We start from the raw sequence: 13688 nt of genomic DNA on the forward strand, positions 1-13688 counted from the left end.
TCGCACGCGCAAAGCACGCATCGTGCCGCCCGAGCGCCGCCGGAGCAAACAACCGCCTTAAATGACCGCTGGGTTACGCTATACTTCCGCCGCTGATCTCGGTCGTCGCCACCGCGCCGGCCCTGCCCATTACTCAAGCGCGAAAAGGGTTCCCGCATGTCTGACTATAACGCCGAGGACGTCCGCAACATCGCCCTCGTCGGCCACGCCGGTTCCGGCAAGACGACCCTGGTCGAGGCCCTGCTAGCGACCTCCGGCGCCATCGCCGAACCCGGCAGCGTGGCCAAGGGCACCACGGTCTGCGATTACGACGACATGGAAAAGGAGCTGCGGCATTCGCTCGACGTCGGCATCACCGGCTTCAGTGCCCACGGCAAGCACATCAATCTGCTCGACACCCCCGGTTACCCAGACTTCCTCGGCCGCACCCTGTCGGTGCTGAACGCGGTCGAGACCGCAGCCATCGTGGTCAACGCCGAAAACGGCATCGAGCCGCTGACCCAGCGCGCCTGGAAGGCGGCCGACAATCGCAACCTGTGCCGGATCATCATCGTCAACCATATCGACGCTGCCGGCGTCGATCTAGCCGGCCTCACCGAGCAGCTGCGCGAGACCTTTGGCGCCGAATGCCTGCCGATCAATCTGCCGGCCGAGGGCGGCCAGCGCGTCATCGACTGCTTCTTCAACCCCGCCGGCGACAGCACCGACTTCTCCTCGGTCGCAGAGGCCCACGGTCAGATCATCGATCAGGTGGTCGAGGTCGATGAGGCGCTGATGGAGGTCTACCTGGAGCAAGGTTCGGAACTCAAGCCGGAACAGTTGCACGATCCCTTTGAAGAGGCCCTGCGCGAGTCCCATCTGGTGCCGATCTGCTTCTGCTCCGCCGAGACCGGCGCCGGCATCCCGGAGCTGATGGAGATTCTGGTGCGGCTGATGCCGAACCCGGCCGAAGGCAACCCGCCGCCGTTCATGAAGGGCGAAGGCGCGAACCTGAAGCCGGTCAGCGTCGAACCCGATCCGAGCAAGCATGCCATTGCGCATGTGTTCAAGGTCATCAACGACCCGTTTCGCGGCAAGATTGGGATCTTTCGCGTGCATCAGGGCCGCATCACGGCGAACAGCCAACTGCTCATCGGCGACGCGCGCAAGCCGTTCAAGGTCACCCATCTGTATCGGGTGCACGGCAAGGAGTTGATCGAGGCCGACGAGGGCGTGCCCGGCGACATCCTCGCCGTCACGCGCGTCGACGACATCCATTTCGACGCCGTGCTGCACGACTCGCACGACGAGGATCATTTCCACCTGCGCAGCATCGAATGCCCGCTGCCGCTGTTCGGCCTTGCCATCACTGTCAGTAAGCGCGGCGACGAGCAGAAGCTCAACGATGCGCTGCACAAGCTCGAATCCGAAGACCCCTGCTTCCACATCGAACACAACGCCGCCGCTAACGAGACGGTGATGCGCGGCCTCGGCGAGGTGCACCTCAAGGTCTTGCTGCGCCGGCTCTCCGAGCAGTTCCACGTCGAGGTCGAGACCCGGCCGCCGAGCATCCCCTACCGCGAGACCATCACCGCCAAGGCCGAGGGCCATCACCGGCACAAGAAGCAGACCGGCGGCGCCGGTCAGTTCGGCGAGGTCTATCTGCGCATCGAGCCGCGCGCGCAAGGCGCTGGTTTCGAGTTCGCCGACGAGACCGTCGGCGGCTGCATCCCGAACCAGTTCATCCCCTCGATCGAGAAAGGCGTGCGCCAGGTGCTCGAGGAAGGCGCCGTTGCCGGCTACCCGATGGACGATGTGCGCGTCGCCGTCTACGACGGCAAATCGCATCCGGTCGACTCCAAGGACATCGCCTTCGCCACCGCTGGTAAGAAGGCCTTCATCGAGGCCGTGCTCCAGGCCAAGCCGGCGATCCTCGAGCCGATCGTCAAGATCCGCATCACCGCGCCGGACAGCAACATGGGCGATCTCGCCGGCGATCTCTCCGGCCGGCGCGGACGCATCAACGGCAGCGAGGCCAAGAGCCGCGGGCGCATCGTCATCGAGGGCGAGGCGCCGCTGGCCGAACTCGAGGGCTATGAATCGCGCTTGAAGTCGATCACCGGCGGCGAGGGTACCTACAGCCTCGAACTCAGCCATTACGCGCCGGTACCGGCCACTGTGCAGAAGCAGCTCGCCGATGCCTATCAGCGCGCGGGCGACGACTGAACGAGGCTAAACGGGGGCGCATCTGCGGCGCTTGCGACCGGGGGTTGCCAAACGTCCGACGTTGGTTGGCTCCCAGCCCAGTGCCCCCGATCCACTGCCCCGTAGCGATTCCAGAGCGGCCATGGCTCGGCTGACCGAGCTTCCCTATCCGTCCGACAGCACCGCCCTGTTTGCGCCCTTCAGCGGGCGCCCCTGGGCGATGCTCCTGGACAGCGCGCAACCCGGTTGTGCGACTGGCCGCTGGGACATCCTGGTGGCCGATCCGAGCGCGACCCTAGTGACTCGCGGCGCGATGACCGAGATTTGCGATGCGCACGGATGCCGTCGCTCGGCTGATGATCCTTTCGCGCTGCTGCGCGCGACGCTCGGTGAGCGCGATGGACCAGCGCCTGCCGGCCTGCCCTTCGCCGGCGGTGCTGTCGGTTGGTTCGGTTACGACCTTGCCCGCCGCATCGAACGCCTGCCCGTGCGCGCGATCAACGCCGAGGGCCTGCCCGAGATGGCCATCGGCATCTTCGACTGGGCGCTGCTCGTCGATCATCAGGAGCGGCGCAGCTGGCTGGTCGGTGCCGACCGGGATCCCGAGAGCACAAGGCGCTGGCCGCGACTGGTCGAACAATTTTCCGCTGCATCGTCAGGCCTTGCAGCCGATCAGCCCGTCGCTGCGGGACAGCTGTCAGCGCTCTGCCTCCTTCCGGCCACCCCTGATCGCGCCGGCCATGGCTCTGCGGGCCGAGCGGCTCACCCGCCGCCACAGACGATCGGCCCATTGCGCACCGGTTACCAACGATACATCGGCAATCCATTACGAGCGATCGCCACACTGCGCTCGAATCTCTCTGAAGCCGCGTATGCCAACGCCTTCGAGCGCGTCCAGGCCTACATCCGCGCTGGCGATTGCTACCAGGTCAATCTTGCGCAGCGCTTCGCGGCCCCTGCCGTGGGCGATCCCTGGGCTGCTTATTGTCACTTGCGTGAACTGAACCCAGCGCCCTTCTCGGCCTACCTCAAGACACCGTTTGGCGAGATCTTGAGTTCATCGCCAGAACGCTTCCTCGCGCTCCGCCACGGCCAGGTCGAGACGCGGCCGATCAAGGGCACCCGCGCGCGCGGCGCAAACGCTATCGAAGATGCCGCGCTGCGTCAGGCGCTCGGCCAAAGCGAGAAGGATCGCGCCGAGAATTTGATGATCGTCGATCTGCTGCGTAATGATCTCGGTCGGGTCTGCCGGCCGGGCAGCATCCGGGTGCCGGCGCTGTTTGATATCGAAACCTATGCCTCGGTGCATCATCTGGTCAGTACCGTGCGCGGCAAACTCCGGGACGACGAAGACGCCGCCTCGCTGTTGCGCGCCTGCTTCCCCGGCGGCTCGATCACTGGCGCACCAAAGATTCGCGCGATGGAGATCATCGAGGAACTCGAGCCGCATCGGCGCGGCGTCTATTGCGGGGCGATCGGTTATCTCGGCTTCGACGGTGGCATGGATACCAACATCGCGATCCGCACCATCGTCCACAGCGCCAGCCAGGTGCGCTTCTGGGCCGGCGGCGGTCTGGTGGTCGACTCCGATCCGGAGCAGGAATACCGCGAGACCTACGACAAGGCGAGTCGGCTGATGCAGTTGCTCGCGCCCGAGTCGAGCGGCTGATAGCGGCCGCTGCCCGGTGCGGAGCATTACGCGCTAGCGTGGTTTTCTTGTCGTTGCCAGCGTTCCAGAACGGTACATCAGCGCGGCGACCAAGGCGGTGAACGGCGCAACCGTGACCAGACCGAAGCTGCCCACCAGAATATTCAGGATTTCGGCCGAGACGAAGGGGGCATTGAGAATATTGGCGGCCGGCAGACCCTTGGCCATGACCAACATGAACATAAAGATATGACTACTCGAGTAGGCGAGCAGCAGCGTCGTCGTCATGGTGCCGACCACCGCGCGTCCAACCCGAAAGCCAGCCCCAAGGTGAGCGAAAAAGCCGATGTCGGGATTACCGAGCTTGATTTCCTCCATGCTGGCGGCGACATCCATGGCGAGATCCATCACCGCCCCAGAACAGGCAATAAAGACGCTGGTGATAAAGATCTCGGTCAGGCGCAGGTCATAATAGCCGCTGTACAGCAAGGATTCGGCGAAGGGGCGCACGGCGCCATTCAGCCGGAAGTTTTCGGCGAATTCCATGGCCAGGATGCAAGTCAATATGACGCCCAGCATGGAGCCAATAAAGGTGGTGAGTCCGCGACGGTTCAAGCCACCTACCGAAAAGGTGACAGCTGCAGTCAGCACCGCAACGACGACCAATCCCGTCGGCACTGGCGCGAAGCCCATCAGCAGCAGCGGGAAGAACAGCTTCCAAAGCACCATCGCCGCAAACAGAAACGATAAGGCGGCCTTCAGTCCGGTCACGCCGGCCACCAAAACCAGCAGCAAGACATAGAGCGCGATCAGGAGTCCCTGCCAGTGCAGGCGATAATGGCCGCGCGCCATGCCATTGACGGGATGCCCTTCCTCAAGGCCATATTCAATCAATAACTGGCTGCCTTCCGTGTAGAGTTCGTCGAACTCCATTTTGCCTGTCAGTTGATTGGTCACCGTCATGGTCTGACCCTTTTGCGGTCCGCTCAGCAATTCGACGCGCAGGGCCTGAAAACCGGTTTTGACGATTTGATTGCTGCGAACATGCCGATTATCGGCAGAGGTCACTTCGGCGCGCGCGTGCCGACCGCCATCGTCGCGACCGGGGGGAGCCAGATTGATGAATAATAAAATGAAAGAAATAGCGGCAATCGCTAGGGAGAATTGCCATTCTCGGCGCGAGCTAGACATGGAGAGCATCCGCAGGACAGCGCAAAAAGGAAAGGGCGATGCCACCGTGGTGACATCGCCCGCGCGTGACGCTAACGCCACGCGTTATTCTGGTTTTCCGTCAGGACTTCAGTCGCGGTAGACTGGCATTTCCGGCAGGCGCATGACGTCGGCAAGTTTTTTGGCGATGTCGGTGTTGTCATAGAAGCCTTTGAAAGCCCCAGCCGCGCGGCCCTGCGCAAAGAGCGGAACCGGAACGCCCGTGTGCGAGTAAGAGGTCCAACCGATGCTGGCTTCTTCGTTGAGGATATGCGTCAGGGTGACGACAATCGGCTCATATCCACCGTAGAGGAGATTGTTTTCCGCCGAGCTGTTACGGTTTTCGCCGACCATCGACATGTCATAGGCGTCTTCGATCTTTTCCTGCTGGTATTCGTTCAGCTCGTCCCAAACCAGGCCGAATTGTTGTTCGATCAACGCAACCATCTCTGGGGTGCTAGCGAGGTTATCGGCTTGAGTCCAGTCGTAGCCACTCTCATGGGCTTCCTTGTGCGCGGCCCAGTGGACATTCTGGAAATACTCGTAGCTATTCGGCTGGCCAAGAAGCCGATCATAATAAGCGGTGTAGGCGGTCGTGGCGTGACCGACGGTCATGCCGCCGGTTTCGTGGTCGCCGGTCACGATGATGAGCGTGTCGCGCGGATGCTGGTTGTAGAACTCCAACGCCTTGCCGACCGCAGCATCGAAATCGAGGATGTCGCCAATGTTTGCCATCGCATCGTTGGCATGGCCAGCCCAGTCGATCTTGCCGCCTTCAACCATGATGAAAAAGCCAGGGTTCCTTCCAGGGCTGCGGGTGCCCGACAGATTGGCAATCGCGACCTCGGTCATCTCGGCCAGCGACAGATTTTCTTCTGGTCGATCGATGGCATAGGGCATGGACTCGCTGCCCGCGAGCACCGGGTTGATCGCCACGACCTTGTCGCGCGGATTCTGTGTCAGTGCCAGAATAGATTCCCGATCGTTGCGCAGCTCGTAACCATGGGCGGCGAGCAGATCCCAGAGGTTTTGATCGGTATCGCCGTCGCGCGCCGGGCCGGTTGCCGCCAGCAGGCCGGCACCGCCAAAGAACTCGTAACCACTCTCGGCCATCTGGATGCCGATGTTGTTATACAGGCCACGGCTGGTCACGCTCGCGTAATAGGCGGCCGGAGTGGCGTGGTTCAGTGGAACGCTGGAGAGAACGCCGACCTTCATCCCGCGCTCATGCGCCAGTTCGGCGACGCTCTTGACGCTGCGCACCAGGTTCTCGTCCATGCCGATGACACCACTTTTCGTCTTGATGCCCGCGCCAAAGGCCGTTGCCGAAGAGGCGGAGTCGGTCATCAAGGCAAAGGCATCAAAGGTTGTTTGCATGCCGTTGATGGGCATCTTCGACATGTTCAGCCGGTTGTCCGGCTTGAGCAGATCCTCGGCAACCCGGGCCGAGCCGCCGTTGATGGTGGTCAGGTACGCCTCGGTAGCCTGAATCTGCGACGCGGACATGCCATCCCCAAGGAAGAAGAAGACATATTTGGGTGAGCTAACGAAAGTGGGTAGATAGGAAGAACCAGCCGGTTGGGCCCATCCAGCGCCAGAAACGAGCGCGCCAAGTGCAAGAGCAATGGTAGCGCTAAGAAAACGGGTGAAAAACATACGTCTATTCATAATACTGCATGACCTTATGATAACAGAATTGCCGGGCGCTTTCATAACCGCGAAAGACACCGGGTAGCGCCGAACAGGCCGAAGTCTCGTCGCTGCTCAAACGCCTGATGCCGAATGTCGGACGTGTCCGCTGCAAGAGACAGCGCATTGCAAGCAGCGCTAGCACATGCGGACAGCGCGCGCCATTGACATGGCGTACTATAGCGAGGGTTTATGACACCAGTGTGACGGCATTTTTAACCTTGATAAGGTTTTCCGACCGCGTCCCAGGTGGTACACAATGTACTCACCAACCCATTCACAATTACAGGAGATCGCGCGATGACAATACGCAACCCCCATCTATTTGCCCTGATGTCGACATTCGCCCTGATGGTCGGCCTGCAACCAACCGCATTCGCTGAGGCCATCGACGTGCAAGACGCCTATGTGCGTGCAGTACCGCCTGGGCAGCCGAACAGCGCCGCGTTCATGAGCATCACTAACCACAGCGGCGACGATCGCGCCTTGCTCGCCGCTGAAAGCGACAAGGCCGAGGTGGTCGAACTGCACACCCACCGCATGGAAGACGGCATGATGCGAATGCGCCAAGTCGAGCAGATCGATCTGCCCGCAGGCGAGACCGTGACGCTAGCGCCGGGCGACCTACATATGATGCTCATTGGTCTCACCGAGACGCTCGCCCCGGGCGATCAGGTCGAGCTGATCCTCGGCTTCGACGACGGCGGAAAACAAACGCTGAGCCTGCCGGTCAAACGCATCGAGCCGAGCAGCGCGATGCCGATGCACCAGCATCACTGAGCGACCCCTTGAGCGCGAGCATGCGCCGATAGCCATCATGTCCCTGCCCGCTCCCGACCGCTGCGGCGTACCAGCCTCCAAACCTCAAGCCCAGTTGTTATCATCGCAGCCGTCTACGACCTCTACATCACTGCGCATGGCCGGCGCACCTGCCTGGCTCCATAATGAGGACAACAACTCCTCCCCAACCACAAGGTTACGGAATACAGCCATGTCGATCCGAACTCCGCAGTGGCCTGTACCGCGCCCATACTACCTGCGCGCGCTCATCGCCGGGATCGCGCTCGGCCTACCGCTCTCCGCCGTCGCCGAGGCCGAGGCTCAGCCAGAGCCAAAGGCTGAGCTTTCCAGCGCGGCCAGCCCCCGCCCCAGCCCCTCCGAGCAACCGAGTGCCGAGGATTCGGCCGCGCCTGACGGCGGCGACGCCGAAGCTGGCACCGCAGAAGAACGCCTTGGCGTTGAGCTGAACAAGCTGGAGCCGATCGATAGCGGCTGCCGCGTCTATCTGGTGTTCGAGAACGGACTTGGCACCAACCTCGAGGCGCTGCAGCTCGAACTCTTCCTGTTCGATACCGACGGTTTCATTAAGCGTCACTTGAAGCTGGATGCCGCGCCCATCGACGAGGACAAGACTAGCGTCAAACTCTTCGACCTGGCCGAGATCCAGTGTGAGCGGGTCGGGCGCATCCTGATCAATGATGTAACCGCGATGGCCGGCCCCGATGGCGCGCTGTCGAACGGGGTCTCACGGCTCGATCTGTCGTCCAAGCTCGACGTCGATTTGTTCAAATGAGTGACACCCCTATCACTGTCGTCGACAGCAGCCTCGGCCTACCAGGCACGCCCGATGCCTCAACTGCAGGCACATATGCCTCAGCCACCGGCACGTTCACCGACACCCTAGGCCAAGGTGGGCCGGTGCTCTGGATACTGGCGTTGCTCTCGGTCGCGGCGCTCGCCATTGTGCTGGTCAAGCTCTGGCAATTCTCGCGGCTGCGGCTCAACGCGCGCGAGCCGGTCGAGCGCGCCCTCCAGCACTGGTCCCAGCACGCACCGGGGCCAGCGCTGGCCGCGCTCCAAGGCAGTTCCCAGCCCAGCGCGCGTCTGCTTGCGCAGGCGATCGAAGGGCTGAGCCTGCCGGGGGTTGATCTCGGGCTGCTGCGCGAGGAGCTGACACGCTTCGCCAGTGCCCAGCTCGAGCAACTGCGCGCCTGGCTGCGCGCACTCGAGGTGATCGCCGCCCTCAGCCCATTGCTCGGTCTGCTCGGCACCGTACTCGGGATGATCGAGGCCTTTCGTCAGTTGGAATTAGCCGGCAGCCAGGTCGACCCGGCGATCCTCTCGGGCGGGATCTGGCAGGCACTGTTGACGACGGCTGCGGGGCTCAGCGTCGCGATTCCGGTGGTCTTGGTCCATAGCTGGCTGGAGCGCCGCGTCGAACGCTGCGCTCACCGAATGGAAGACGCGGTCACCCGCCTGTTCACGCGCGATCTCGGGTGCGACGCATCGCGCTCGGCGAGCACCGCCGAACAACCGCATGACTCCCAAGCAACATCCGCTACCGCCGCTGCCCGGCATGCGTCTTGAGCTTCCCGCGCGACCGCGACGCCGGCTGATCAGCTTGACGCCGCTGATCGATGTGGTCTTCATCCTGTTGCTGTTCTTCATGCTCGCCTCGACCTTGACCCGACTGCATGCGGTGCCGCTCGCCGCCCCGGACAGCCAGCGCGCTCAGCGCGACAGTCAGCCAGCGCTATTGCTACGCATCCAGGCCGATGGCCAGCTCGACCTGAACGGCGAGCCCATCGCAGCCGAGGCCCTGCCCGGTCTGCTACGCGAGCGACTCGGGCAGGCCCCAAATCTACGGGTTTTCGTCCAACCGGACGACGCGGTGCCGCTGCAGATGACCCTGCAACTTTTCGATCAGCTCGCCGATGCCGGCGTTCCGGTGTTGCGGTTGCGATGAGTGCGCGGGCAACCAATTGATGATCCTGACCCAAGCCGATCCTTGACTGACTCACGATGCGCTTCACCAAACCGCGACCGCAGAACCCCTCGGATGAGGCATTGATCCCATTGATCAATGTCGTCTTCCTGATGCTGATCTTCTTCATGATCGCCGGGCAGATCAGGCCGCCGGAAGCGTTGAGCATCGATCCTCCGAACTCGCGCCAGGGCCGGCTGCTCGAGCCCGAGCGCATCCTGCTGCTGATGGACGCGCAAGGGCGCGTCGCGCTCGATGGCGAGATGGTCCCAGCGTCCTTGCTTGGCGAGCGACTCGCAGCACGGCTCGCGGCGGTACGCGAGGTGTCGGCATCGGCATCGGACCAAAACAACGCTAATAATGGCACCAACCAAGGCACCAATAACGGTGCTAAGACCGCTGTCGGCATCACGCTGAAGGCCGACGCAGCCGTGACTCAAGGCCAGTTGCGCGCGCTGCTCGATCAACTGCGCGCGCTCGGCGTCGAGCGTCTGCGCGTGCTCTCGCAACCGGCAGCGACTTGAGAGATCACCAAGGGAGACACGAATGATGGAGATCACTCGCCGTCATTGGCTGCTTGCCGTGCTGATCGCGAGCGTGCTCCACGCCGCCTTGGTGCTGTCGCTCGTGCATCGATCAGCGCCGCCGCCGGAATCGCGACTCGGCATGACCATTGAGCTAGGCGCTGGCGGACAACCCACTGCGGGCGGCGCCGGCGGGCCGCCGGGCGCTGACGCACTGCGGCCGGTGGCGAGCCCGAGTTCAGGGATCAAGCCCACGAGCACGCCCACCCCCGTTGCTGTCAGCAGCCTCCTCCTCGAGGCCGCCACCCAGGCGAGTGACCGCGCTCAGACAGCCACCCCGGCGGAGCAAACCATCATCCCCAACGCGCAGCCAGAACCAACGCCAGCCCCGCCAGCATCGCGACCAAGCGCTGCCAGCACCCAGCCAAGCGAATCCAAGGCTAAGCCTGAGCAGGATTCCGCCAATTCAGCCAAGCCCAGCCAGAGCCGCGCACGCGCTGGGGACGACGCTGAGCGCGGTGGCGAGCACCCGAGCGGCGCAACCGTAGGCACCGCAGGCAGTAGTGGCGGAAGCGGTGACGGCCGTGGCAGTGGTGGCAGTAACGGAAATGGTGACGGCGGCGGCGAGGCCGACGCCAGCAACTACTACGGCCGGCTCGCGACCTGGCTCGCGCGCCACAAACGCTACCCGACACAAGCGCGGCGATTGCGCCAGGAAGGCACCGTTAAGGTCACCTTCATCGTTGATAAGAACGGACGCGTGATCTCGCAGCGGATTAGCGAGAGTGCGGGTCATGAGCTGCTCGACCGTGAGGCTCAAGCCATGCTCGAGCGCGCCTCCCCGCTGCCGCGCATCCCGGCAAGCCTAGGGCGTTCCCACCTCACGATCACCCTGCCCGTCGCCTTCAGCCTGCGCTGAGGCAAAAAATCCGCGCAAAGAAAAAGGGGTTAGAGGCGCAATGGAACAGAAACCCTAGGTGATGTTGAGTGACGGGACTGCGGTCACGAAGCGAGCGCCCTGCTCGGCGAGATCCGCAAGCTGCGCCTTGACCTCCTCGGCAATGTTCCACGGCAGGATCAGCACCTCATCTGGCGGCTCATCGCGCAGCGCTTTGGGCGCACGGATCGGGATGTGGCTACCGGGCAGATACTTGCCCTGCTTGGCCGGGGCGGCATCACAAACATAGGGTAGCAGGTCGGGCTTGATGCCGGCGTAGTTGAGCAGCTGGACGGCGTGCAGCGAGAGGTACGAGATCAATCGCGTTCGTTGTTTGGTTTCTGCTTGGCGAGCCAGCGGGTGACGCGTTAATGACGATAAAAGAACAGCAGAGCACTGAGCCGCAAGTCCGCGAGTCAGGGCGAATGGCGATCTCTCTGGCTATCACCTGATCGGCATTTCGTGGTCCGTCCCTGGTATCTCCCCAAGGGATAGACCGGCGGCAGGGTCTTAGGCCGAGGGAGCTAATGCTCGTCGTGTTTACGACGACGATCCTTGCGCAAAGGTCTCAAGCAATTCCATGTCTTTCTGCAAGAGGGTATTAATCAATTGGTCGAAATCCATACCGCTTTCTTCGGCGCGGCGAAGAAAGTACTGCTGGACCTCAGGGTTGAGGTAGACCGGCACATGCCATTGTGCTTGCGGCCGATAAAAGCGTCCACGCTGACCGGCTGAAAAATCGATCTCGGCGGGAATCTCGTCGTTTGAGTGTGTCGTTTTCATGATGGGTTTATACAGGGTTATCTTGGTACTGGCGTCTTTCGTTTCTTGTCGCTTCCCGCGCCGAGATGATCCGAACGTAAGCGATACCGAACTGTTCTTCCCAGGTGTGAGAGACGGCTAACAGTTGGCCTTTGGTTGTCTCACCAAGCGTGAACCAGCGCTCTTCCTCCCTACTATGCTCCTGGTCCGGGATACTGAGTGCCATCGGGTCTCGCAGCACCGTGCGATGCTGGCCGCACTGTCGAGCGTCGACTGGCGGCTTCTCACGCAGCGCGGCAGGCGGGTGGATCGGGTGGCGAGCGCGGTAGTGCTCGAGCCCTTGGCGCATCCGAACGAGATTCAGCCGGTGTTCGTCGACATCGACCCGCACACCCTCAACCTTGACCCCAAGCGCATCGAAGCCGCCATCACCCCGCGCACCACCGCCATCCTGCCGGTGCATGTGTATGGCAACCCCTGCGACGTCGAGGCCATCCAGACCATCGCCGATAACGACAACCTCAAGGTCATCTACGATGCCGCGCATGCCTTCGGCGTACAGGACCAAGGCGGCAGCATCCTGCGCCATGGCGACCTCTCGGTGCTCAGCTTTCACGCCACCAAGGTGTTCAACACCTGCGAGGGCGGCGCCATCATCTGCCCAGACGCCAAGAGCAAGCAGCACATCGACCATCTGAAAACTTCGGCATCGTTTGCACTGAAGGGGGATGGCGAAACCACCGTGGTCGCCAGCGGCATCAACTGCGGTTAATCTCCGCGCGCGCCGCACAACGGCAAGAACGACTGCACGACGAACGGCAAGCCAACCATGCGCGAACACTATGATGTCTCAAAGGGTCAGCAGGGGGCCATCGTCAACAGCGACGGCAAACACAGATCAGGCTCCACCTAGACGATGACATCTTGGCTGCCCTGCGTGAGCGAGCGGCTACCGAGGGCCGGGGCTACCAGACGCTGCTCAACGAACTCCTGCGCGCCAGCCTGTTATCATCGGACAGCGCGCCCGTGGCAGGCTGATCTGGCCCCTGCGCGCGTTGGTCAGCTTGCCTGAAACCGCCCTGCCCTGACCCTCACGGGCGCCGCTGGTCGACGAGGTCGCAATACGAAGCGCGCCACTCCTTTCGCCGCTGTCACTGACAGCGTGTTTGCTACACTGACGCGGCCTGTCGGTGCATCGGCTTCAGCAACGTTCGGCTGTTGTTGCGCTACCGGTTGGTGAGTTTTTGGTGGTGCGTCCCTGTTTTCCACTGTTTTCCACAGGGTTGTTAAGACCTGGCATCCACTTCGGTGATCACTTCTGCCAACAATGACGGGCGGATATGCAGCATGGTCCGAGCCGGGATCGCGCGCAGCAGGTTCATCCAGGTGAATGATTGGACCAGCATCGGCGACAACGAACGCCCTAGTCTTGCCCATGCAGTCCCCAGTCGATGTCTTCCCGAATTAATTGTTCCGCGATCACCTCGCGATGCGAATCCAGATAACGGCGCATGGCTTCTACGATCAGCGCGTCGATATTCGGGATCCAACCTTCTTGCACAAAAAGTTGGGCTTGCTCAAGGAGCTGATTGGGGATATTCGTTTGCACTGCGGGCATGGTTAATCCTATCTGTCAGATCTTGGAGGCATGCATGGACTCGGTCAGGCTGAGCCTCGGTCAACCTTGGAGACAGCGCCAAGCGGATGGCGCGCTCACAGCAAGCGCTCAGTGAAACACCGCCTCCGGCGTCTCTGCGGTGAGGATGCGCTCGGACCATGCCAGCAGCGTCTCGGCATCGGCCTCTTGGATCTGCTGGCGCAGCTTCACATCGGCCGGGCCGAATTTGCGCTCCATCTGGCGTAGCAGGAGCTTGGCTTCACCTTGGCGCTCGCCCTGCTCACGGCCCTGCTCAATATATCGATCGATAAAGGTCTGCATGATCGGATCTCCCGGTGAGGTCTGCTCCAACA

The 13688-nt window shown here is 62.3% G+C and carries 15 protein-coding genes and 2 pseudogenes; 10 read left to right on the forward strand and 7 right to left on the reverse strand.

Translation table 11 applies throughout. From position 1 onward, the window contains the following. The first annotated feature begins 156 nt into the window (after positions 1-156). Both fusA and pabB read left to right on the forward strand, forming a co-directional pair. A complete protein-coding gene (gene fusA / locus AC54T3_RS08855) occupies positions 157-2205 on the forward strand; it encodes an elongation factor G (RefSeq protein WP_496624073.1) in 2049 nt (682 codons plus the stop codon). Positions 2206-2326: 121 nt separating this feature from the next. Then, positions 2327-3853, forward strand: a complete 1527-nt coding sequence (pabB, locus tag AC54T3_RS08860; RefSeq protein WP_496624075.1) for an aminodeoxychorismate synthase component I — start codon at positions 2327-2329, stop codon at positions 3851-3853. A 33-nt stretch (positions 3854-3886) separates the two neighbouring features. Here the strand turns inward: pabB and AC54T3_RS08865 are convergent, their stop codons facing one another. Together AC54T3_RS08865 and AC54T3_RS08870 are read right to left on the reverse strand one after the other, a co-directional pair. Next, positions 3887-5023, reverse strand: a complete 1137-nt coding sequence (locus AC54T3_RS08865; RefSeq protein ID WP_496624077.1) for a YibE/F family protein — start codon at positions 5021-5023, stop codon at positions 3887-3889. Between the two features lie 108 nt (positions 5024-5131). Further along, positions 5132-6697: an alkaline phosphatase gene (locus tag AC54T3_RS08870; RefSeq protein ID WP_496624079.1), complete on the reverse strand. Its 1566-nt coding sequence runs from the start codon at positions 6695-6697 to the stop codon at positions 5132-5134. A 333-nt stretch (positions 6698-7030) separates the two neighbouring features. On the opposite strand from AC54T3_RS08870, the gene AC54T3_RS08875 reads away from it, so the two are divergent. The 6 genes from AC54T3_RS08875 to AC54T3_RS08900 all read left to right on the forward strand — a co-directional run bounded on the left by AC54T3_RS08875 (position 7031) and on the right by AC54T3_RS08900 (position 10937). Then, a complete protein-coding gene (locus AC54T3_RS08875; RefSeq protein WP_496624081.1) occupies positions 7031-7510 on the forward strand; it encodes a copper chaperone PCu(A)C in 480 nt (159 codons plus the stop codon). Positions 7511-7721: 211 nt separating this feature from the next. After that, complete coding sequence (locus AC54T3_RS08880) at positions 7722-8303, forward strand: hypothetical protein (protein WP_496624083.1); 582 nt, start codon at positions 7722-7724, stop codon at positions 8301-8303. After that, entirely contained in the window at positions 8300-9097 is a 798-nt protein-coding gene (locus tag AC54T3_RS08885) for a MotA/TolQ/ExbB proton channel family protein (RefSeq protein ID WP_496624085.1), read from the forward strand. Before AC54T3_RS08880 ends, AC54T3_RS08885 begins: the two co-directional genes overlap by 4 nt. After that, positions 9048-9476: an ExbD/TolR family protein gene (locus AC54T3_RS08890; protein WP_496624087.1), complete on the forward strand. Its 429-nt coding sequence runs from the start codon at positions 9048-9050 to the stop codon at positions 9474-9476. Before AC54T3_RS08885 ends, AC54T3_RS08890 begins: the two co-directional genes overlap by 50 nt. A gap of 56 nt (positions 9477-9532) precedes the next feature. Further along, the gene (locus tag AC54T3_RS08895) at positions 9533-10018 is read left to right on the forward strand and encodes an ExbD/TolR family protein (RefSeq protein ID WP_496624089.1); all 486 of its coding nucleotides are present in this window, start codon (positions 9533-9535) and stop codon (positions 10016-10018) included. Positions 10019-10040: 22 nt separating this feature from the next. Continuing rightward, positions 10041-10937 (forward strand): energy transducer TonB, encoded by an 897-nt coding sequence (locus tag AC54T3_RS08900; protein WP_496624091.1) that lies wholly within the window; start codon positions 10041-10043, stop codon positions 10935-10937. Between the two features lie 54 nt (positions 10938-10991). Here the strand turns inward: AC54T3_RS08900 and AC54T3_RS08905 are convergent, their stop codons facing one another. The 3 genes from AC54T3_RS08905 to AC54T3_RS08915 all read right to left on the reverse strand — a co-directional run bounded on the left by AC54T3_RS08905 (position 10992) and on the right by AC54T3_RS08915 (position 12180). Next, entirely contained in the window at positions 10992-11276 is a 285-nt protein-coding gene (locus tag AC54T3_RS08905; RefSeq protein ID WP_496624092.1) for a methyltransferase C-terminal domain-containing protein, read from the reverse strand. A gap of 219 nt (positions 11277-11495) precedes the next feature. Beyond that, on the reverse strand, positions 11496-11738 hold the full coding sequence (locus AC54T3_RS08910; RefSeq protein WP_496624093.1) for a hypothetical protein: 243 nt from the start codon (positions 11736-11738) through the stop codon (positions 11496-11498). A gap of 7 nt (positions 11739-11745) precedes the next feature. Next, complete coding sequence (locus tag AC54T3_RS08915) at positions 11746-12180, reverse strand: BrnT family toxin (protein WP_496624095.1); 435 nt, start codon at positions 12178-12180, stop codon at positions 11746-11748. Between AC54T3_RS08915 and AC54T3_RS08920 the strand changes: the two are divergent. Both AC54T3_RS08920 and AC54T3_RS08925 read left to right on the forward strand, forming a co-directional pair. After that, positions 12070-12480 (forward strand): annotated as a pseudogene (locus AC54T3_RS08920) (DegT/DnrJ/EryC1/StrS family aminotransferase); the annotation flags it as partial. The gene AC54T3_RS08915 and the pseudogene AC54T3_RS08920 sit on opposite strands and share 111 nt — an antisense overlap. Positions 12481-12599: 119 nt before the next feature. Further along, a pseudogene (locus AC54T3_RS08925) lies at positions 12600-12755 on the forward strand (BrnA antitoxin family protein); the annotation flags it as partial. Between the two features lie 385 nt (positions 12756-13140). On the opposite strand, the gene AC54T3_RS08930 reads toward AC54T3_RS08925, so the two are convergent. Further along, positions 13141-13335, reverse strand: coding sequence for a ribbon-helix-helix domain-containing protein (locus AC54T3_RS08930; RefSeq protein ID WP_496624097.1), 195 nt, complete (start codon positions 13333-13335; stop codon positions 13141-13143). A 108-nt stretch (positions 13336-13443) separates the two neighbouring features. Further along, positions 13444-13688, reverse strand: a 245-nt coding sequence (locus tag AC54T3_RS08935; RefSeq protein ID WP_496624099.1) for a DUF4351 domain-containing protein, incomplete at its 5' end; no start/stop codon positions are given.

Source organism: Halochromatium sp. NSM3 (genome assembly GCF_059621085.1).